General features: G+C 70.2%; 20 protein-coding genes. 12 read left to right on the forward strand and 8 right to left on the reverse strand.

The window, feature by feature from the left end:
- The first annotated feature begins 59 nt into the window (after positions 1 to 59).
- The 3 genes from dcd to DC434_RS02375 all read left to right on the forward strand — a co-directional run bounded on the left by dcd (position 60) and on the right by DC434_RS02375 (position 1,729).
- Positions 60 to 665 (forward strand): dCTP deaminase, encoded by a 606-nt coding sequence (dcd, locus tag DC434_RS02365; RefSeq protein WP_116633650.1) that lies wholly within the window; start codon positions 60 to 62, stop codon positions 663 to 665.
- Between the two features lies 1 nt (position 666).
- Positions 667 to 1,122 (forward strand): hypothetical protein, encoded by a 456-nt coding sequence (locus tag DC434_RS02370; RefSeq protein ID WP_116633651.1) that lies wholly within the window; start codon positions 667 to 669, stop codon positions 1,120 to 1,122.
- Between the two features lie 76 nt (positions 1,123 to 1,198).
- Entirely contained in the window at positions 1,199 to 1,729 is a 531-nt protein-coding gene (locus DC434_RS02375) for a hypothetical protein (RefSeq protein WP_116633652.1), read from the forward strand.
- A gap of 304 nt (positions 1,730 to 2,033) precedes the next feature.
- Here the strand turns inward: DC434_RS02375 and DC434_RS02385 are convergent, their stop codons facing one another.
- Positions 2,034 to 2,789, reverse strand: coding sequence for a hypothetical protein (locus tag DC434_RS02385; protein WP_116633653.1), 756 nt, complete (start codon positions 2,787 to 2,789; stop codon positions 2,034 to 2,036).
- 103 nt (positions 2,790 to 2,892) lie between these two features.
- Between DC434_RS02385 and DC434_RS02390 the strand changes: the two genes are divergently transcribed.
- Positions 2,893 to 3,450 carry a MarR family winged helix-turn-helix transcriptional regulator gene (locus DC434_RS02390; protein WP_243408765.1) on the forward strand — a complete coding sequence of 186 codons (558 nt, stop codon included), beginning with the start codon at positions 2,893 to 2,895 and terminating at the stop codon, positions 3,448 to 3,450.
- Positions 3,451 to 3,459: 9 nt separating this feature from the next.
- Here the strand turns inward: DC434_RS02390 and DC434_RS02395 are convergent, their stop codons facing one another.
- Entirely contained in the window at positions 3,460 to 4,377 is a 918-nt protein-coding gene (locus DC434_RS02395) for a cation diffusion facilitator family transporter (protein WP_116633654.1), read from the reverse strand.
- 75 nt (positions 4,378 to 4,452) lie between these two features.
- Here DC434_RS02395 and DC434_RS02400 point away from each other — a divergent pair, with 75 nt between their 5' ends.
- On the forward strand, positions 4,453 to 4,728 hold the full coding sequence (locus tag DC434_RS02400; protein ID WP_116633655.1) for a DUF1778 domain-containing protein: 276 nt from the start codon (positions 4,453 to 4,455) through the stop codon (positions 4,726 to 4,728).
- A gap of 245 nt (positions 4,729 to 4,973) precedes the next feature.
- Entirely contained in the window at positions 4,974 to 5,222 is a 249-nt protein-coding gene (locus DC434_RS20305; RefSeq protein ID WP_243408766.1) for a GNAT family N-acetyltransferase, read from the forward strand.
- 19 nt (positions 5,223 to 5,241) lie between these two features.
- On the opposite strand, the gene DC434_RS02410 is transcribed toward DC434_RS20305, so the two are convergent.
- Together DC434_RS02410 and DC434_RS02415 are read right to left on the reverse strand one after the other, a co-directional pair.
- Entirely contained in the window at positions 5,242 to 6,648 is a 1,407-nt protein-coding gene (locus tag DC434_RS02410; RefSeq protein ID WP_116633656.1) for an MFS transporter, read from the reverse strand.
- Between the two features lie 71 nt (positions 6,649 to 6,719).
- Positions 6,720 to 7,616, reverse strand: coding sequence for an Lrp/AsnC family transcriptional regulator (locus DC434_RS02415; RefSeq protein WP_116633657.1), 897 nt, complete (start codon positions 7,614 to 7,616; stop codon positions 6,720 to 6,722).
- A 222-nt stretch (positions 7,617 to 7,838) separates the two neighbouring features.
- Here DC434_RS02415 and DC434_RS02420 point away from each other — a divergent pair, with 222 nt between their 5' ends.
- The 4 genes from DC434_RS02420 to speB are packed head-to-tail and all read left to right on the forward strand — an operon-like array spanning position 7,839 to position 13,437.
- Positions 7,839 to 9,161, forward strand: coding sequence for an MFS transporter (locus DC434_RS02420; protein WP_116633658.1), 1,323 nt, complete (start codon positions 7,839 to 7,841; stop codon positions 9,159 to 9,161).
- Between the two features lie 52 nt (positions 9,162 to 9,213).
- A complete protein-coding gene (locus tag DC434_RS02425) occupies positions 9,214 to 10,881 on the forward strand; it encodes an amidohydrolase (protein WP_116633659.1) in 1,668 nt (555 codons plus the stop codon).
- The gene (locus DC434_RS02430; RefSeq protein WP_243408767.1) at positions 10,874 to 12,484 is read left to right on the forward strand and encodes a thiamine pyrophosphate-dependent enzyme; all 1,611 of its coding nucleotides are present in this window, start codon (positions 10,874 to 10,876) and stop codon (positions 12,482 to 12,484) included. Before DC434_RS02425 ends, DC434_RS02430 begins: the two co-directional genes overlap by 8 nt.
- A 2-nt stretch (positions 12,485 to 12,486) precedes the next feature.
- Positions 12,487 to 13,437 (forward strand): agmatinase, encoded by a 951-nt coding sequence (gene speB, locus DC434_RS02435; RefSeq protein WP_116633661.1) that lies wholly within the window; start codon positions 12,487 to 12,489, stop codon positions 13,435 to 13,437.
- 61 nt (positions 13,438 to 13,498) lie between these two features.
- On the opposite strand, the gene DC434_RS02440 is transcribed toward speB, so the two are convergent.
- Positions 13,499 to 14,326 (reverse strand): RIO1 family regulatory kinase/ATPase, encoded by an 828-nt coding sequence (locus DC434_RS02440; protein WP_243408768.1) that lies wholly within the window; start codon positions 14,324 to 14,326, stop codon positions 13,499 to 13,501.
- 251 nt (positions 14,327 to 14,577) lie between these two features.
- Positions 14,578 to 16,053, reverse strand: a complete 1,476-nt coding sequence (locus tag DC434_RS02445; protein ID WP_116633663.1) for an alpha/beta fold hydrolase — start codon at positions 16,051 to 16,053, stop codon at positions 14,578 to 14,580.
- A gap of 193 nt (positions 16,054 to 16,246) precedes the next feature.
- Between DC434_RS02445 and DC434_RS02450 the strand changes: the two genes are divergently transcribed.
- Entirely contained in the window at positions 16,247 to 17,440 is a 1,194-nt protein-coding gene (locus DC434_RS02450; protein WP_116633664.1) for an MFS transporter, read from the forward strand.
- A 225-nt stretch (positions 17,441 to 17,665) separates the two neighbouring features.
- Here DC434_RS02450 and DC434_RS02455 read toward each other — a convergent pair whose 3' ends face one another.
- Positions 17,666 to 18,583, reverse strand: a complete 918-nt coding sequence (locus DC434_RS02455) for an AraC family transcriptional regulator (protein WP_116633665.1) — start codon at positions 18,581 to 18,583, stop codon at positions 17,666 to 17,668.
- Positions 18,584 to 18,661: 78 nt separating this feature from the next.
- Here DC434_RS02455 and DC434_RS02460 point away from each other — a divergent pair, with 78 nt between their 5' ends.
- A complete protein-coding gene (locus tag DC434_RS02460) occupies positions 18,662 to 19,123 on the forward strand; it encodes a DUF3817 domain-containing protein (protein WP_116633666.1) in 462 nt (153 codons plus the stop codon).
- A gap of 24 nt (positions 19,124 to 19,147) precedes the next feature.
- Here the strand turns inward: DC434_RS02460 and DC434_RS02465 are convergent, their stop codons facing one another.
- Entirely contained in the window at positions 19,148 to 19,825 is a 678-nt protein-coding gene (locus tag DC434_RS02465) for a hypothetical protein (RefSeq protein WP_116633667.1), read from the reverse strand.
- Between the last annotated feature and the right edge of the window lie 12 nt (positions 19,826 to 19,837).

Below are 19,837 nucleotides of genomic sequence, written 5' to 3' on the forward strand. Positions count from 1 at the left end.
ACAATCTAGCGGATGACGATGCTTCCGACAAGAGCGCAGGGGACAACTAGGCTGAACCCGTGCTTCTCAGCGATCGCGACATCAGGGCAGAACTCGCATCGGGCCGCGTCGGCCTGGAACCGCACGAGCCGGAGATGATCCAGCCGTCGAGCATCGACGTGCGCCTCGACCGGTACTTCCGGCTGTTCGACAACCACAAGTACCCGTTCATCGATCCGGCCGAGGATCAGCCCGAGCTCACCCGTCTCATCGAGGTGAAGCCGGACGAGCCGTTCATCCTCCACCCGGGGGAGTTCGCGCTGGGGGCGACGTTCGAGCAGGTCAGCCTCCCCGACGACGTCGCCGCGCGCCTCGAGGGCAAGTCGTCGCTCGGCCGCCTCGGCCTGATCACGCACTCGACGGCCGGATTCATCGACCCGGGGTTCACCGGGCACGTGACTCTCGAGCTCGCGAACGTCGCGACCCTGCCGATCAAGCTCTGGCCCGGGATGAAGATCGGCCAGCTGTGCTTCTTCCGTCTCACGTCTCCGGCGGAGAACCCCTACGGCTCCGGCCCCTACGGCAACCGGTACCAGGGCCAGCGGGGGCCGACGGCCTCTCGCTCCTTCCAGAACTTCCATCGGACGGATGTCGGCGTGACCGACGTCGGAGCAGCAGGGGGCTGACATGAGCGACGGCAGCGGCACGACTCCGGAAGAACCGGTCACCCCGGAGGAACCGGTGATCGCGCCCGCGGATGCCGTCATCCCGCCGCCTCCCCCCGAGATCCCGATCCCGGAGGGACTCCTGACCCCGCCGCCGTCGGAGACCGCGGTTCCCGAGGCGGTGATCCCCCCGCCGCCTCCCGAGGCTCGTCTTCGCTCGTCCGAGCGTCCGCGTCCCGCGATCCTCGACGGCGACCAGCCGGCTGCCGTGGCGGACGACTGGGCCAAGCCCTCGGTCGCGCCCGAGGTCCCGACCTCGGGCGGCTACCGTGGGCTCACCGTCGCGATCTACGGCTTCCTCTTCGTGCTGCTCGCCGCCGCGGTCGTGCTGCTCGTGTTCCTGCTGAGCTCCGGGAGCTTCCCGTTCGCGACCTCCGACGCTGGGGCCGCAACGTCTGCGTTCGTGACGCTACTCTGAAGACCCGCCGGCGCCTTGAGGTTCTTCTGCTCGGTCGCTCGTAGCGATTCGTTGCGTCGGCAACGCGGAGGGTTTGATGGTTGATGGCAAGACGCTCACGAGGGCGCAGGCTCGCGAGGCGATACTGGCGCTGCTCGACGAAGCACGCCAGCTCGTTCCGAGCGAGCGACCAGCGGAGCTTCCCGGGGCGGTGAATGGCGAAGGGGCCTACATCCCCGGGTGGCACAGCTTCGAACACGTGGTGTGGAGGTACGGCTCAGACATCTGGGGCTTGCTCACCGAGCACCCCGCACTGCGCGACGACGACGACTTGTGCGAGCAGATCATCGCCATCGTGACGAATCCAGCCGCTCTGCGTGGTCGCCAATCGTTCATCCTCGCGTGCGGCTCCGTGAAGTTCGCGGCATATGCGCCGCAGATCGCCTCGCAACTCGGTGACCCGGACGTGGAGGGGCAAGCCCTCAGTACTCTCATAAAGATGCGGGCCGGGGCGTATGCCGCACAGGTGCGACCACTCCTGGACTCGCCGAGCGGCTTCATACGCAAATTTGCGAAGCGCTACCTTGCGAGGTACGAGGGCGCGAGCGACGGAGTCGGCCTCAGCTGATGTCGGCGTCTGCCTCGCGTCTCACGCCGGGGTCCTGACCGCGGCATCCGTCGATTTCGGCTGAGCCTGCCCCGTGGTCGTGCCGAGCGCGTCGACGCGGCAGATGTCGACTCGAAGCCGGGCCCGGTGAGCGATGCCGTGCGCGCGGGGCTGTCCGACTGGTACGCCTATGTCGGGGTGCAGATCCGCTACGCGGTCGACGCCGGTGCTGATGAAGACGCGGTCGCGCTGCTCCGACTGTGACGAAACGCCCCACCCGACTGGTGTGTCGAGTGGGGCGTTCCCTCGTTCATGAGCCTGGAGCTCAGGCGTCGCGACCGCGGCTGTAGCCCGCGTCGAAGCCGCGCTCGTACGCGTGCTGCGCGAACCGCGCGGCACGGTGCGGGCCGTGACCGCGGTGACCGTGGTCTCCGCGCTCACCGTGCTCACCGTGCTCGCCCTCGCGGAAGCCCGGGTGGCCGTGGTGGCCGTGCCCGCGCTCGCCGTGGCGGCACTCGTCGTCACGCCGGTCGGCGTCGGGGCCGAACCCGCGACCGAAGCCGCGCCCCGGACCGAAGCCCGGACCGAACCCGCGGCCGAAGGGTCGACCGGATCGGCCCGGGAATCCGCGACCTTCGCCGCGCCCGCCGAAGCCGTGGCTACGGCCACGCGGAAGCGGGGTCTCCTCGTCCCAGCCGAAGGCGCGGGCGATCTTCTCGAGCGACGCGAGGGTGGTCGCCATCTCCTCGTCGGAGACGGCGCCTTGGACCTTCGCACGGATGCCGTCGACGATGGCGCCGAGGCGCTCCTTCGCCGCGCGGCCCTCGTCGGTGAGCGTCCAGCCGTCGCCGTCTGCGGCGACCCAGCCGCGCTCGACCAGGCGGTGCAGCTTGTGGCCGTTCAGCGGGCGCCGCGCGGGGACGGTCCCGTCGATGACGTTGAGGATCCGCCAGTCGCGGCGGCTCGCCTGCTCCGCCTCGAAGGCGGTGGCGAACTCGGCCGCCATGAGGCGGTCGGCGGCCTTCAGCCAGTAGCCGAAGGGGCGGGAGGTGTTCTGGGGGTTCTGTGTATCGGTGTTCATGAGCAGTCCTTGGATGTCAGTGTGCATGTGCTTGTCACATGTCATGTATATGTAGTGTGACATGCAGTAATGTTCCATGTCAAGTCGCATGTAAAATCGATACGTGACCACCGACTCGAACGATCCCGCCGAAGCCATCGCCCAGGCGCTCTCCCGTCTGCGCGGTCGCCGTCCCGGAGAGCGGGGGCCGGGAGAGCGAGGCGCCGGAGAGCGAGGGCGCGGTGGCCCGCACGGCTGGCACGGCGGCCCGCGCGGTGAGCACGCCGACCACCACCGCGGGCACCCCGGTATGCCGCCCTGGATGGCCGACCCCTCGGGACGCATGGGCGGGCCTGCGCGCGTCCGGATGCTGGAGGCGCTCGCCGCGGCATCCGCTCCGCTCAGCGTCAGCGCTCTCGGAGAGGCGATCGGCGTCGATCAGCCGCGGGCCTCGCGTCTCGTGCAGCAGGGGGTCGAGCGAGGCTTCGTGCGCCGCGAAGCTGATCCCGACGACGCGCGCCGCACCCGCATCGCGCTCACCGACGAAGGCCGAAGGCTCGCGCGCGGCATGCGGGGCGAGCGTCGGGAGATGCTCGCCGGCGCCCTGGCGGCGTTCACCGAGGAGGAACGCACCGAGCTCGCGCGGCTGCTGAACAAGCTCGCCGACAACTGGCAGCGCTGAGCAGCCGTCCTACGAGACCGCGAACTCCAGCGAGGGCTCGTCGTCGACCGAGAGCGACAGCACCACGGTCTCGATCGCGTCGTGCGCCTCGATCTGCCGCTCCACGTCGCGCAGGCGCCGGGCCACGTCGTGCTCCTGCTCGTCGCCGGCCAGATCGACCTCCGCGACGAGGAAGAACCGGTTCGGACCCACGTACTCGATGTGCAGATACGTCACGCGCTCGATCTGCGGCAGGGCGAGGAGTGCGGTGCCGACGCGCGCCCGCAGCTTCGGCGACGCCGTGGTGCCCACCAGGAACTCGATGTTGCGTCCGATCAGGATGATCGCGACCACACCCAGCAGGATCCCGATGAGGATCGACCCCACGGCGTCCCAGGCGGCGACGCCCGTCACCTGATGGAGGAGGATCGAGCCGCCCGCCAGCACCAGTCCGATCAGGGCGGCCGAGTCCTCGAAGAACACCGCACGCAGGGTGGTGTCGCTCGTCGAGAGCACGAAGTCCCAGGTCGAGGAGCCGCGCTCCTTCGCCAGTCGGCGTGACTTCACCATCGCCTGCGTGAACGAGGCGCCTTCGAGCAAGAACGAGACGCCGAGCACGACATAGGCGATGACCGGACTCTCGACCGGCCCGCCGACGGACAGCTCCTGGATGCCGTGCATGATCGACACGATCGACCCGGCGGTGAAGATCCCGAACGCCGCGACGAGCGACCAGACGAACGCGTTCCGTCCGTAGCCGAGCGGATGCCGCGCGTCCTTCGTGCGTGCACCGCGGCGGTCCGCGATGAGGAGGAAGATCTCGTTGCCGGCATCCGCCCACGAGTGCGCCGCCTCGGCGACCATGGACGCCGACGACGTGAGGATCGCGGCGACGGTCTTGGCGATCGCGACCAGGACGTTGGCGAGGAAGGCGATGATCACGGTCACGCGGTCAGGCTACTCCCGTCGCGACGTGTGGACAGGACCGCCCCTCGTACGGAAGATTGCCGTACAATCGACGGCATGGCATCTCCCCTCAAGGATCGGCGGATCGAACTGCGTGTGACCTCTGCGCAGAAGGCGGCGATCGAGGAGGCCGCGGCCCTGCAGGGGCGATCGGTCACCGACTTCTCGGCCGAGACGCTGGTGGCTCGGGCCGACGAGGTCATCCAGCGCGATCGTCAGCTGCGAGTCGACGCGATCCGGTTCGATGCGTTCCTCGAGGTGCTCGATCGTCCCGCTCAGAACCTGGACGGACTCCGCTCGCTCCTGACCCGTGGTTCCGTCTTCGTTGACTGAGTTCCTGCGACCGAGACCGATAGCCGCCGGCGATCGTGTCAGCGACTTCCGGTGCGGCGAGGAACAGCTCGACGCGTGGCTGCGCGCGCGAGCGCGAGGCAACGAACGATCCGGCGCCTCACGGACGATGGTCTCGGTCCTGCGTGACGGCCGGGTGGCCGGCTACTACTGTCTGTCGTCCAGCGCGATCGTTCGCGACGCCGTGCCGGCGGAGCTTTCCCGTCAGCAGCCCGATCCGATAACCGGTGGTGCTGCTCGGTCGGCTTGCGGTCGATGAGGCGTTCGCCGGCCAGGGGCTCGGCGCGTCACTCTTGCAGCATGCCACCGTCCGGGCCGTCGAGGCCGCCGAGGCGATCGGCATCCGCGCGATCCTCGTGCATGCCATGACCGAGGGCGTGGTGCCGTTCTACGAGCGATACGGGTTCACTCGTTTCCCCGGTGAGGAGCGCACGCTGTACATGCTTCTCGCCGACGTCGGCGAGACGCTCCTCTGAACACGAGCCCGGCGACAGGTCAGCGCGGCGCCTTGACCGGGAGCAGCAGCACGAACCCGAGGATCAGGACGAGCACGATCCCGAGGATGCCGTACGCCGTCTGGCTCGTCGCCACGATGAGCACCGTCCAGGCGCCCGAGGCGATCCAGCTGGCCGCGCGGCCGGTCGTGGCGTAGAGCCCGAAGATCTCGCCCTCGCGGCCCGCCGGCGTGACGCGTGCGAGGAACGAGCGAGCCGCCGCCTGCGCGGGCCCGACGAATGCGCAGAGGATCAACCCGCCGACCCAGAACACCATCGCGCCGCCGTCGCGCAGGAAGAACACCGCGAGGCCCGCGACGACCATCGACCCGATCGAGGCGAGGATGATGCGCTTCGGTCCGAGGCGATCGTCGAGGCGTCCGGCGAGGATCGTCGAGACGCCGGCGATGAGGTTCGCGGCGATGCCGAAGATGATGATCGCCTGCGTCTCGAAGCCGAACACCGCGGTGCCGATGATGGCGCCGAACGCGAAGACGCCGCCGAGCCCGTCGCGGAAGACGGCGCTCGAGAGCAGGTACCAGAAGGTCGGCCGGGTCTCGGGGTCGCGGTAGAGACCGGCGACGTCCTTCACCAGAAGCGCGTAGGACTGGAAGAAGCCCACCTTGCGCTCGGGGCGGCCGAGCGAGGGCTCCGGCACGTTCAGGAAGATCGGGATGCTGAAGATGATCGTCCAGACCGCGCATCCGACCGCGATCAGCCGGTAGGCGAGGCCGTTGTCGGTCGACATCCCGAACCAGTCGAAGGTGTCGAGCACGACCACGACGACGAGCGCGAGGATGCCGCCGATGTACCCGAAACCCCAGCCGAGGCCCGAGATGCGACCGACGTTCTTCGGGGTCGCGATGCCGATGAGCATCGCGTTGGAGTTCACCGCCGCGATCTCGCCGAACACCGACCCCGCCGAGATCAGCGCGACGCCGAGCCAGAACAGGCTGGGGGTCGGTTCGACGAACCACAGGCCGAGCATGCAGAAGACCAGGGCGCCGGTGCCGATCCCCAGCCACAGCTTCTGCCGGCCGGCGGCATCCGCTCGCTGGCCGAGCACGGGAGCGAGCAGCAGGATGCCGAACGCCGCGATCGTCGACCCCAGTCCGAGCCCCGACGCGAGGTCGGCCTCGGCGGCCATGCGGGCCGGGTCGGACGAGTCGAGCGCGGCGATGTCGGCGGGGAGGAAGCCCTCGCCGACCAGGTACAGCGCCGTGAACACGAACGTGAGGATCACGGTGTTGAAGGGCTGCGTCGCCCAGTCCCACAGCGCCCACGAGTAGACCTGCTTCCTCGGGGCGGGTGTCTCGCCGCGCAGGTCCAAGCCGATCACGCCGACGGCGCCGCTGTTCGCGGTGGCGGCAGGCTCCGGAACGCCGGGACGCGCGTCAGGTTCGCTCATGGTCGAAGTCTGGCGCTGCCCGGTGAACGGGCGGTGACGGCGCGCCGCACGTGGATGCCGGACTGAGCGGATCACTCCGTGCGCAGCGGCCGCAGCGTGCGGGCGTAGTCCTCCTTCAGTACGGCGAGGTGCAGCCACGCCTCGATGCGTGTGACGCCGGGCAGAGCGCGCAGGCGCTCGAGGCTCGCGTACAGCGCGCCCGCCGAGGGCTCGACGAGGGTCGCGACCGCATCGAAACGCCCCAGCGTGCGCGCGGCGAAGTCGACTCCGCGGCCGCGCCGGAGTTCGTCGATCACGGCCTCGTCGTCGTCGCCGAGGATCATGCCGACGCCCATCGACAGCTGTCGGTGCGCGAGACCGCGCGCCTCGACCGCGCTGATCTTGATGACTCCCGCGTCGATGAGCCGCTGCACGCGGGTGGCCACAGCGGAAGGCGAGAGCCGCACCTGCTCACCCAGCGCGCGGAAGCTCCGGCGCCCGTCCGTCTGCAGCTGCTCGATCAGCGCCTCGTCGATCGCGTCGAGCGTCACCCCGCCGTGGTACTCCGAGACGAAGAACCCCTTCACGACGGTGGAGTAGATGATGGTGCTGATGTCGAGCACGCCCGTGATGGCGCGGATCTGGGCGAGCAGGTCGTGCAGCTCCGACATCGAGCCGACGCGGATCTCGGTCACGACGTCGTGCGCTCCGCCGACCGCCGAGACCAGCACCGTCTCGTCGAGGTCCCGCAGGTGCTCCGCGACGACCTCGACGGCGCCGTCGGTGCGGATCGAGACGTGTGCGAGGACGTGCTGACCGAGGAAGACGGGATCGACCGCGGCGACCACCCGCACGGTGCGATCTTCGAGCATGGCCTTCAACCGCGCCGCGACGGCAGCCCGGGACTGCCCGAGACGCACGGACAGCGAGCGGATGCTGGCGCGTCCGTCTTCCTGGAGCGCCCGGATGAGCTCGGCGTCGAAATCCATGGATCTCCCTCGATTCGTCACTTTCCCGGGATCGCTCGCGGGCGCGAGCACATCATCAGCATAGGAGGTCGCTCTACCGGCGGGAAGGCGATACTTGCTTCATCAGCCGATCATTTCTCCAGTGAATGGCTCCTATCGCTGGAGTTCTGGCCTTGCCGCCAGCTCCATGCGCCCGTAGCATCCTCCGATATCCGACATCTTCCGCAAAGGAGCGGTTACCCCATGACTTCCACGCACAGCAAGGCGCGACGCGCAGGCGTCGCCGCCTTCGTCGGCACCACCATCGAGTGGTACGACTTCTACGTCTACGCGACGGCCGCCGCCCTCGTCTTCGGCCCGTTGTTCTTCCCGAGCGGCGACCGGCTCGCCGAGACGGCCGCCGCCTTCGCCACCTTCGCCGTCGCCTTCCTCGTCCGCCCCCTCGGCGGCATCATCTTCGGCCACATCGGCGACAAGCTCGGCCGCCGCACCTCGCTCGTCATCACCCTGCTGCTGATGGGGGCGGCGACCGTCCTGGTCGGCTGCCTCCCCACCTACGAGAACGTCGGCATCCTCGCGCCCATCCTCCTGATCCTGCTCCGCGCCCTCCAGGGCCTCGCGGTCGGCGGCGAGTGGGGCGGCGCGGTGCTCATGAGCGTCGAGCACGCCCCCGAGAAGTCGAAGACGTTCTACGGCGGCTTCACGCAGCTCGGCAACCCGGCCGGTGCGCTCCTCGCCTCGGGCATCTTCGCGATCATGTCGCGCGTGAGCCCGGACTTCATCATGGACGGCGGATGGCGCATCCCGTTCCTGCTGTCGATCGTGCTGGTGGGCGTCGGGTTCTGGGTCCGCTACCGCGTCGAGGAGACGCCCGTCTTCGAGGCGAAGGTCGAGGGTCGCAAGCAGTCGATGCCGCTGGCCTTCGCACTGCGGACGAACTGGCGCCCGATCCTGCTCGGCATCGGCATCCTGCCGATCTCGACCGGCGGCTACTACCTCGCGACCACGTTCGCCACGGCCTACGCCACGGGCGAGCCCATCGCGATCAGCGAGCAGGTCATCCTCGACGCGATGACGATCGCCTCGTTCGTGGAGTTCGTCGTGACGCTCCCGGTCGCCTGGCTGGGCGACAAGTGGGGTCGCAAGAACGTCATGTACATCGGTCTGGTCACCTCGGTGCTCACGTTCGTGCCGTTCCTGCTGATCATGCCGGGCCGGGTCGAACCGCTGATCTTCCTCTTCGCCTCGCTCGTGCGCATCGCCATGAGCGCGACCTACGCGCCGATCGCAGCCCTGCTCGCGCAGATGTTCCGTCCTCAGGCCCGGTACACCTCGCTCGCGCTGTCCTACGGCGTCGGCGCCGCGCTCTGGGCGGGCTTCTCGCCCTGGTTCGCGACGCAGCTCATCGCCTGGACCGGCAGCGTCTGGTCGGTCATCGCGATGTTCATCGGCATGGCCGTCATCGCCGGCATCTGCACGCGTCTCGCGCCGCAGCACTCGGATGAGGCTCCGGTCACGGCATCGTTCACCGCCCGCACCGACACCACGGCCAACCGGCTGCCCTGATCGGCGCCGACTCCTTCCCCGCCCGCACCGACACGATCGCGAACAGGCTCCCATGAGAAAGCTCACCCCCTTCGACCGCTCGGCTCAGACCGCGCCGCGACTCCTCACGGCACGGGCGATCCACACCGCGGATGCCGTCGCCACCACGGCCACGGCCATGCTGACCGACCGCGGGCGGATCCTCGCGGTCGGCAGCGTGGAGGAGTGCGAGTCCGCCGCGGACCGCGCCGGCCTCGCCCCCGAACGGGTCGACCTCGGCGACGCGGTCGTCGTCCCCGGCTTCGTCGACGCGCACGCGCACCCCCTGATGTACGGCCAGCTGATGACCTGGGTCGACTGCGGGCCGGAGAAGGCCGGCAGCATCCCGGAGATCGTGGCGCTGCTGCAGGCGGCCGCCGCCGAGACCCCCGCGGGACGGCCGGTGCGCGGCTACGGCTACGAGCAGCGCAACCTCGCCGAGAAGCGGCATCCGACTCGCTTCGAGCTCGACGAGGTCGCGGCCGACCGCGAGGTGTACCTGATGAACGCGTCCGGTCACGGCGGCGTCGTCAACTCGCACACGCTCACCGTGAACGGCGTCGACCGCGACACCCCGAACCCCGACGGCGGCGAGTTCTTCCGCGACGCCGACGGCGAGCTGACGGGCGAGCTGTCGGATGCCGCGTGCAACATCCTCACCGGGGTGCACGGCGTGAAGATCGGCCACCACGGCCCGAACTTCCACCTCGCCGACGAGCCCGAGGAGCACCTGCGCCAACTGGATGCCGCGACCCAGCGGTTCCTCGCCGGCGGCGTCACCTCGATCGGAGACGCGCAGGTCACGCGCCGCGAGTTCGACATGTACCTGCGTCTCGCCGAGGCCGGGCGCCTCGAGCTGCGCGTGTCGATGTACCTGCTCTCGCATCTGCTCGACGAAGCGCTCGAGATGGGACTCGTCGGCCAGTTCGGCAATGCCCACCTCAGCTTCGCGGGCATCAAGCTCTACGCCGACGGCACGCTCGGCGGCTGGACAGCGTACTTCCCCGACGGCTATGTGGGCGACCCGTGCCGCACGGGCCAGCTGTACCACGAGCCCGCCGAGTACACCGCCCTGATCAGCAAGGCGCACGCCGCAGGTCTCCAGACCGCGACGCATGCGCAGTCACCCACCGCGATCGAGATGGTGGTCTCCGCGATCGAGGCCGCGCTCGCCGAGCGTCCGGATGCCGATGCCCGGCACCGCATCGAGCACTGCGGGCTGCCGACGCCCGAGCAGATCGAGCGGATGGCCGTCTCCGGCATCCGTCCGGTGAACCAGACCCAGCACTACTTCAACTGGGGCGAGGGCGTCGAAGAGGCGATCGGCACTCCGGGCGAGCGCTTCAACCCGCTCGGCGAGTTCGAGCGCGCCGGCGTGCCGTTCACGATCTCCTCGGATGCCCCGGTCGCCGAGCCGATCCCGCTCGAGGCCGTCCAGACCGCCGTCACGCGAGTGACGCGTCGCGGGCACAAGCTCGGCCCCGACGACCTGCGGGTGACCGCGCTCGCCGCCCTCCGCGCCCACACGATCGAGGGCGCGATCTCGATCGGCCGCGAAGACGACCTGGGCTCGCTCGAAGTCGGCAAGTACGCCGACTTCGCCGTGCTCTCCGATGATCCGCTCGCGGTCGCCGGGGAGGACATCGCCGCGATCACGGTGCGTGAGACCTGGGTCGATGGGGAGCGTCGGTACCGTGCCTGATTCCGACGAGACCTACGCCGACACCGCGGGCCGCGCGGTCCTCGAGACCATCCGCGCCTACGGGGTGACCGCGATCTTCGGGATCCCGGGCACCCACAACCTCGAGCTGTATCGGCCGCTCGCCGACCTCGGCATCCGCGCGGTGACGAACCGTCACGAGCAGGGATCCGGCTACGGCGCCGACGGCTGGGCGCAGCAGACCGGCCTCCCGGGTGTCGTCATCACGACCTCCGGACCGGGACTGCAGAACGCCATGAGCGCGATCGGCACGGCGTTCTGCGAGTCGCGTCCGATGATCGTGCTCTCACCCGGCGTTCCGCTGGGTGCCGAGTTCGCCGACGTCGGCACCCTCCACGAGACGAAGGATGCCACGGCCATGGTCGGCGCCATCGCCGAGTGGTCGCGCCGGGTGCGTTCGGCTGCCGAGGCCGTCGAGGCCGTGCACGACGCCTTCACCCTCTTCCGAACCGGTCGCCCGCGGCCCGTGCATATCGAGATCCCCCTCGATGTTCTCGAAGCCCCCGCGCGTGTCCCCCTCGCGGATCGGAAAGCGCGCCCCGCGCCCGATCCCGCCGCGGGCGACCCCTCTTCCGTCGCGGATGCCGCGCGCCTGCTGGCTTCCGCCCGCACCCCGGTGATCGTCGCCGGCGGCGGCGCGACGGATGCCGCTGCCGAGGTCACCGCGCTCGCCGAGCGCCTGGGGGCTCCGGTGCTGACGACGCTCAACGGCAAGGGCGTCGTCGATGAAGGGCATCCGCTCTCCCTCGGATCGAACCTGCGGCTCGCCGCTGCCCGTGCCGTGGCGGAAGACGCCGACGTGCTGCTCGTGATCGGCTCGAAGCTGGGCGAGGCCGAGCTGTGGGCTCCGCGGCTGGAGGCGCGTGGCACCGTCGTGCGCGTCGACATCTCGCCCGCGCAGCGCGACAAGAACCTGGTCGCGACCGTCGGGATCACCGGAGACGCGGCTGCCGTCGGCAGAGTACTGCTGGCGCTGCTCCCGTCGGAGCCGCGACCCACGCCCGACTTGCCGGCCGAGCGGGCGGCGATCGATGCCGAGATGCGCGCGACCGCACCCGAGGCCGTCGCGCTCGCCGAGATCATCGCCGACGCCCTGCCCGCCGACGCGATCGTCGCCGGCGACTCCTCGCAGATCGTCTACATGGCGCTGGGCAGCGTGCTGCAGGCACGGCATCCGCACTCGCTGCTGTACACGCCCACCTACGCGACGCTCGGCTACGGCCTGCCCGCCGCGATCGGCGCGCGGGTCGCTCAGGAGGAGCGGCCGGTCGTCACCGTGATCGGCGACGGTGCGCTGATGTTCTGCGTCAACGAGCTCGTGACCGCGGTCGAGCAGCGCCTCGACGTCACGATCGTGTGCGTCGACAACGGCGGCTATGCCGAGATCCGTCAGAACGAGGTCGATCGCGGGATGGCTCCCGTGGGCGTCGACCTCGTGCAGCCGGACTGGGCAGCTCTCGCCACGGCGTTCGGGGCCACCGGCCGCCGCGTCGACAGGGACGAAGACATCGCGCACAGCATCCGCGAGGCGATCGCCGAGGGCGGCGTGCAGCTCGTCCACATCCCCACCGGAAGACAGGACTGACCATGACCGAGAACATCGGCCCCATCGACGCCTCCGTGAACCCCCGGTACTCCGGGATCGCGACCTTCGCGCGGCTGCCCCGGATCGAGGATGTGCCGCGCGCCGACATCGCCGTCGTCGGCATCCCGTTCGACTCCGGCGTGAGCTACCGTCCCGGCACGCGCTTCGGACCGTCGCACGTGCGCGAGTCCTCGCGCCTGCTGCGCCCGTACAACCCGGCGCAGGACGTGTCGCCCTTCGCGATCGCGCAGGTGGTGGATGCCGGCGACATCCCGGTGAACCCGTTCGACCTGACCGCCGCGGTGAGCGAGGTCGAGACCGCCGCGATCGCGCTCGGTGAGCAGGTGCAGCGCATCGTCACGATCGGCGGCGACCACACGGTCGCGCTCCCGCTGCTGCGCGCGGTCGCAGCGAAGCACGGCCCGGTCGCGGTGCTGCACTTCGATGCGCACCTCGACACCTGGGACACGTACTTCGGCGCGCCGATCACGCACGGCACCCCGTTCCGCCGCGCGAGTGAGGAGGGGCTGATCGACCTCACCGCGAGCTGCCACGTCGGCACCCGCGGCCCCCTGTACTCGAAGCAGGACCTCGAGGACGACGAGCGCCTCGGCTTCTCGATCGTGTCGAGCGAGTACATCGAGGAGCACGGCGTCGAGGCCGCGATCGCGCGGATCCTGCAGCGCATCGGCGACAAGCCGCTGTACGTCTCGATCGACATCGACGTGCTCGACCCCGCACACGCCCCCGGCACCGGCACGCCCGAGGCCGGCGGTCTGACGAGCCGCGAGCTGCTGCGCATCCTGCGGGCGCTCGGCTCGCAGGACATCGTCGGCGCCGACGTCGTCGAGGTCTCCCCGGCATACGACCACGCCCAGATCACCGGCATCGCCGCGAGCCACGTCGTGTACGAGCTCGTGAGCCTGCTGGCGGCACAGGTCGCGCGGCCCTGACGTCCTTCGTCTCGCTTCGCTCGCTCAGGAACCGGTGCGTTGCAGCGATGAGACGAAGGGCTCACGCGTACGACGCGGCGAGCAGCTCGGCGAACAGCTCCTCCGCGTCGCACTCGACCCGTCGCCGGCGGAACCAGTCGCAGATGTTGACGCAGTCGCGGTGCAGCAGGTCGAGACCCTGCGGGTTCGCGATGATGTCGACGATCTGCGGCAGATCGATCACCCGCACCCGCCCCTCGTGCACGAGCAGGTTGTACGCCGACAGGTCGCCGTGCGCGAAGCCGGCGGCGGCGAACGTGCGCATGAGGTCGACGATCTGCGTGAAGAAGTCGGCGAGCTCGGCGCGGTCGCTGCGCACCTGGGCCAGTCGCGGCGCGGCCGTGCCGTGCGCGTCGCCGAGGAACTCCATCAGCACCTCGGTGCCGTTGACCTGCACCGGGTAGGGGACGGGCGCGCCCCGCTCCCACATCCGGCACAGCGCCTCGAACTCCGCGAACGACCACTGTGCGGCGGCGACCTCGCGCCCATGGCTCGACTTCTTCGCGAGGGCACGGGTGTCGCGGGTGTTCCGGGTGCTGCGACCCTCGGTGTAGACGGCCGAGCGGTGGAAGCTGCTGTGCTCGGCAGAGCGGTAACGCTTCGCCGCCAGCAGCGTGTGCTGCGTCGGATCATCCGGCACGGCGCGCTCCAGCAGGAACACGTCGGCCTCCTTTCCGGTCTTGAGGATGCCGAGCTCGGTGTCGAGCGCGCCGGCGGAGGTCACGACCCACGAGGGCCGCGGCTCGGGTCCGCGTTCGGAAGGGGTGACGGCCGGCCAGGTGGTCCAGCGCTGGTTCTCGCCGGGTTCGACGTCGGCGAAGAAGAGTTCTGTTTCGAAAGGATCAGACAAGATGTGGCTCCGGAAGAGGAGGCCACACCAGGGATCAGGAGCGGGTGGCCTCGAAGGGAAGGATGTCGGCGGAGAGCGCGACGAAGACGGTGTTCATGTCCTCAGCTCCTTCCGCTCGGCCTTCCGGGCTCGTCCCGGTGCGTCGACGAGCCTAGGGCCTGCGGGCGGGGGCTGTCCAGACCGCGTGTTCCCCCGGACGCGGAGACGCACCCACCCGATCACGGATGGGTGCGTCTGGCGACGGCGATGCGTCAGGGTGCCGGGATGTCGTACTCGCAGGTGGTGGTCTCCGTCTTCCCCGTCCGCAGGAACTCGGTCACCGCGGCCGCGCCGCACGCCGACGCGTTACCGGTGCTTCCGTGGACGTCGTCCTCCATGGTGAGGATGGAGCCGCCGATCGCACCCTGCATGTCGGGCGCGAGGGACTCCGGCGTCACCAGCTCGTCCGTGTGGGCGGCGAGCAGCAGGGGGCGTCCGGTGTCCTCGAGCGCGACGGGGTCCGGCGACAGGTCGGCCGGCCAGTCCACGCAGAATCCGTAGTAGTAGGCCTGCGTCGCCGTCCACGTCTGGGGGAAGTCGGCGCGGAGCTTCGAGATGCTCTTCCACGCCGATGCCGCAGACTGCTCGGTGGTCGAGTCGTTGCACAGATACGCGGCTTCGGTGCCGCTGGCGACGATGTCGGTGCCGGGCTCGACGTCGGCGAGCGTGCCGAGCGCGGCATCCATCTGCACGATCTGCGTCAGCATGATCGGCCAGGTCGCCTTGACCCCGAACACCGCGTCCGACAGGGCGGCGGCGCCGAGGGTGCCGCCGAAGCCGTCGTCCTCCGGCACGGTCACCTGTTTGCCCAGCATGGTGTCCGAGAGCTCCGTCAGCGAGGTCTTCACCTCGTCGGGAGTCGTCCCGAGCGTCACCCCCTCGGGGCTCGCCGCGACGAACTCGGCGAATGCCTGCAGGGCCGGTTCGCCGAGCTCGGCGACGCCGGGCTGGATCGCGGCCAGATCGATGTCGGGCGGCGCGATGGAGTCGAGCACGATCTCATCGATGCTCTCCGGGAAGAGCGAGCGGTAGACCGCGCCCAGGTAGGTGCCCCACGAGTAGCCGAGATAGTCGACCTTCTTCAGGCCGAGCGCGACGCGGATCGCGTCCATGTCACGCGCGGTGGTCGCCGCGTTCATCGAGGCGATGTACTCCTCGTTCTCCGAGATGCAGGCGGCTCGGTCCTTCGTCTGGGCGTCGATCGCGGCCGTCATCGCCTCCTCCGTCGGCTCGAAGCCGGTCAGGGTGGCGGCCTGCTCGAGGCAGTCGAGCGGGGTGCTCGCGCCGGTCCCGCGCGGATCGAATCCGACCAGGTCGTGGTCGGTGGCGAGGTCGGCGAGATTCGCCGTGCCGAGGAAGGGCAGCGAGCGGCCGCCGGCCCCGGGCCCGCCCGGGTTCATCAGGACCGTCTCGGCATTCTCGGTGCTCTCGGTCGCGGAGAGCTTCGACAGCGCGATCTCGGTCATGCCGGCCTCGGGGTCGGAGTAGTCGAGGGGGACCTTCAGCGTGGCGCACTCGAGGCCGGGCTCGATGGTCACGGCGGGATCGTCGGGAGAGCACTCGCTCCAGGTCACCGGCTTCGGCTTCCAGTCGGGCTCGGCGGTGTCGGTGCCGCCCGCCGTGCACGCGGTCAGCGCGAGCAGCGCGACCGTCACGGCGGCCGTCGTCAAGAGGGCAGGGGTCTTCATCAGAGCCTTTCACAGGAGTCATCGGTTGGTCTGGCGTCGCCACGCTAACGATCGCGACGTCCGCACCGCGTCCTCCCGCGGGCCCGCGCCTGTCCACCCGCGGGACGATCTTGCGCTCGCGCGCCGGACGAATGGTCGGATGCCGTGGACGACCGGTCGGGCGTCGACCCGCGGAACCTGAGAGCGTGGAACCATGACCACGACAGCGCCGATCCCGACGACCGCATCCCCTTCTCGAGCAGGGCGGATGCCGTACGGCGGCCTCATCGTCGTGATGCTGATGAGCTTCCTGCTGGTGACGGCGGAGTTCCTCCCCAACGGCGTGCTCACCGAGATGGCGGCGTCGCTGGGCGTCACCCCGGGACAGGCGGGGCAGACCGTCACGGTCACCGCGCTCGTCGGCCTGGTGGTGGCACCGACGATCGGCCTGATCTTCCCCCGCCTCGATCGCCGATCGCTGCTCGTGTGGATGGCGCTCGCCGCGGCCGTGTCGAACCTCATCGTCGCGATCTCGCCGAACCTCATCATCGTGCTGCTCGCCCGGTTCCTGCTCGGGGCGGCGATCAGCGCGTTCTGGTCGATGTCCATCACGGTCGCCGCGCGCATCGCCGGACCCGAGCGCCTCGGCCGTGCGGTCATGTTCACGGCCGCGGGGACCTCGCTCGCCACGGTCGCCGGCGTGCCGATCGGCGTCATGCTCAGCGAGCTCATCGACTGGCGCATGGTCTTCGCCCTGGCGGGCGTCGTCACCGGACTCCTCGCGATCGCGCTGCGGACGCTCCTGCCCTCGGTGCCGGCGGCGCAGGCATCCAGCATCCGTCTCCTGGTCGACACGGTGCGTCGTCCGGGCATCAGCCTCGGCATGATCGGACACGTGCTGATCGTTCTCGGCCACTTCCTCGCGTACACCTACGTGCGCCTCGCGCTGGAGCGCATCCCGGATGTCGACGCCTCCACCATCGTGGTGCTGCTCGCCCTGTTCGGTGCGGGCGGCCTGATCGGCAACCTCGTGATCGGCCTCGTGATCGACCGCTCCTTCGCCTTCTTCGCCGTGTTCGCCCCCGTCGTGATCGCCGTGGCGGTGGCCTCGATGATCCTGCTCTCGGGCACCGTGCTCGGGATCGGCATCGTCGTGTTCGTCTGGGGCCTGTTCTTCGCCTCCTGGCTCATCGTCGTGAACACCTGGGTCGGTCACCGGATGCCGGACCGCCTCGAGGCGGGCGGCAGCCTGGTCGTCGTCGGGTTCCAGGGCGCCATCATGATCGCGGCGGGCGTGGGCGGATTCCTCGTCGACACCATGAGCATCGAGCTCGTGTACGCGGTCGGGGCGGCGATCCTGCTCGTCGGAGCCGTGCTCTTCGGCGCCTCCAACCGCATCAAGGCCTGAGCGGGATCGCGGCACGCCCGACCGGCCGCGGCGGGCCCGGCCGATAGCGGCGGGCCCGGCCGACAGCGCACAGCTTCGGAGATCGCGGCCGGCACCCCGCGGCTTCGGAGCCTCCCGCGGCGTGTCGCGCGCGGAACTCCGAAGTCGTGCCCGCAATCGATGCGGATGCCGGATGCCGGATGCCGGATGCCGGATGCCGGATGCCGGATGCCGGCCGGCCGGGGGCTACGCGGGGACGGGCGCGCGGTGGGCCATGCGCCAGGATGACGGTGTCATGCCGGTGCGGCGGCGGAACGCGCGGCTGAAGCCCTCGTCCGAGGCGTAGCCGAGCTCCCGCGAGATCTCGGAGACGGCTCGCCCGGCGTCGAGCATCCGCTTCGCCGCGTCGACGCGCACCTCGGTGACGTAATCGGCGGGGGAGCGGCCGACGGCGGTGCGGAAGCGCTCGGCGAACGTCGATCGCGACATCGCGCTGACCCCGGCGAGGCGCTCGACGGTCCAGTCGCGACCGGGCTCCTCGTGGATCGCCTCGACGACACGGTCGAGGAAGGGATCGTTCGACAGCGAGGGCCAGCCCTGCGGTGCGCAGCCGTTCGCCGCCCAGGCGCGGATGAGGGAGAGCAGCACGGTCGTCGCCATCATGCGGCAGATCAGCGGATCGCCCTGGCGCACGGGGCACGCGTCCGGGTCGACGAGGCCCATGTTCTCGGCCAGAGCGGCGGCCGCGGGCTCGAGGGCGTCGAAACCCGTCACGGTGATGAACTCGGGCAGCACAGCGCGCAGCTGCGACGCGGCATCCGCGAGTTCGAGGTCGACGACCATGAGGCTCGCGGCATCTTCGGCCTCGAGCGCGAACGGCGATCCGCCCAGCATCAGGAAGGCGTCGCCGGCGACGAGCCGATCACGGGTGCCCTGCGGGTCGATCGTGAGACGGCGCGAACCGGGATCGACGTCGAGACGGCATCCGTCTCCCAGCGGCGGATGCCCGTGCACGCTGCCCTCGGCGATGTAGACGAGGGTGATCACGTCGTGGGGGATCGGCAGCAGCGCCCCCGTGGGAAGGGAGGTGCGCCGAGCCACGCCGACGCGCAGATCGACGGTGCCGAGCACCTGCGAGAGTGCGTCCGCATCCACTGTCACCATGCCTTCGGCAACGCCCGTGCGCGATCGGGTATTCCGCTGCGCCCGGATACGCTGGGAGGACGCCACCCGAGGAGTCCCGTGTTCCGCACCCCCGACCGCCTGTTCCGAGTCCTCGCGATCGCGGAGGCGATCACCTGGACGATCCTGATCGCCGCGATCATCGCCCGTGCGGTCGGCGCACCCGGCGTGGTGGTGACGGTCGGCGGAGGCATCCACGGCTTCGTGTTCCTCGCCTACGCGGCCACTGCGGTGCTCGTCGCGCTCAACCAGCGCTGGCACCTCGGGGTCGGCGTGCTGGCGGTCGTCAGCGCTATCGTGCCCTATGCCACCATCCCCACCGAGATCTGGCTGCACCGCACGGGCCGGCTCGACGGTGCCTGGCGCCTCGATGCGACCGACGATCCCCGTGACCGCCGCTGGTACGACCGGCTGATGCGCTGGTTCCTGCGTCGGCCCCTGGTGCTGGTGCTCCTGCTCGCGGTCGGGATCGTCGCGCTCTACGTGATCCTGCTGCTGGTCGGTCCTCCCGGCGGCAAGTGAGGTCTCGCGCTCGCCGGCAGCCGATCAGGGGGTGACGACCACCGCGTTGGCCTCGTTCACGAGGTCCATGGTCGCCTCGGCGCCGATGCCGCCGGTGCAGTCGACGATCACGTACAGGCCGACGCCCGTGGTCGTGAACGCGCGAGCGGCCATCGTCCAGGTGCGGTCGCCGTCGGTGCCGACGACCTGGCGGGTCTCGACGCCGCCCGCGCCGCCGACGAGGTAGCTGAACTCGCCGGTCGTCGCCACCGCGGTGATGTCGGCGGTCGCGGTCTGCAGGAGAACGCCGAGGATCGCGTCGGACGAGGCGCTGTCGTCACCGGCGACCACGGCCACATCGGAGGTGCGACCCTGCCAGAACTGCGCGGTGCACGTGTCATCGACCGTGCCGTACGTCCAGCCGCCGTTGCCGTCGTCGGGCGTGACCGTCTTCCAGGCGTCGTCTGTCAGGAAGCCGTCGCCCCATTCGATGTAGGCGCTGCTCGAGAGCTCCTGGCCCTCGGCGAAGGTCAGCGTCGATCCGCCCGACGGCTCCTCGGCGGGCTCGTCGGTCGCCTCGGGACCGCTCGAGGGGGCGCTCTCGGACGGACCGGTCGTCGGGATCTGCGCGAAGAGGCATCCGCTGAGCGGAAGCGCCGCCGTCACGACCATCGCCGCGGCGGCCAGACGGAGGAGCGGTGAGAGCTGCGAGGTGCGCGTCATGGCGGTCAGCCT

The organism is Microbacterium sp. TPD7012, assembly GCF_003075395.1.
Taxonomy (GTDB): domain Bacteria; phylum Actinomycetota; class Actinomycetes; order Actinomycetales; family Microbacteriaceae; genus Microbacterium.